Source organism: Mesorhizobium tamadayense, from assembly GCF_003863365.1.
Classification (GTDB): domain Bacteria; phylum Pseudomonadota; class Alphaproteobacteria; order Rhizobiales; family Rhizobiaceae; genus Mesorhizobium; species Mesorhizobium tamadayense.
Genome location: NZ_RQXT01000209.1, coordinates 1 through 614 on the forward strand (window position 1 = coordinate 1; position 614 = coordinate 614).

General features: G+C 62.9%; 2 pseudogenes. Both read left to right on the forward strand.

The window, feature by feature from the left end:
* Nucleotides 1–118, forward strand: a pseudogene (purU, locus tag EH240_RS39575) (formyltetrahydrofolate deformylase); the annotation flags it as partial.
* 302 nt (nt 119–420) lie between these two features.
* A pseudogene (locus EH240_RS37305) lies at nt 421–614 on the forward strand (bifunctional 4-hydroxy-2-oxoglutarate aldolase/2-dehydro-3-deoxy-phosphogluconate aldolase); the annotation flags it as partial.

The following is a 614-nucleotide window of genomic DNA, read 5'->3' on the forward strand; positions in this document are numbered from 1 at the left end:
CCAGGCCTTGGCACGGGCGATACACGCCCACATCCATGGCCGAGTTTTCCTAAACCGGAACAAGACGGTTGTATTTCCACCATCACCCGGTTCGTTCGCCTCAGAGCGAATGGGGTAGCGATAGAAAAGGTGATCTTGATCCAAGGGGCAGTCGTGCGACGCCAAACAGCGACGTCGAGGGAAGGGGAGCGAGCCCGCGAACGGTCTGACAGCTACGCGTTGGTTTCCAACCACTCGCACAGTACGATCCGAATGAGGTCCGACAACTTACCGTGATCTGGCTTGTGCCCGAGGAGCGGTCGAAGGCAAAGATTATAGCCTCGACGACCTCACCTGGATGTGGAAGGTGACCGCCGGGCCGACAAGAAGACGGCCCGGGCAAGTTCGACCAGCGCCGGGTCCACCCAGCAGGAAGTGCCCATGTCCACGCCTTTCGACACCATCGCCCGCATCGGCGTCGTACCCGTCATCACCATCGAACGCGTCAAGGATGCCCTCCCCCTCGCCGATGCACTCCTAGCTGGCGGCCTGCCGGTCGCCGAGATCACGTTCCGCTCGCCGGCTGCGGCCGATGTGCTGGCGCGCCTCGCGGCCGAGCGACCCGATCTGATCGC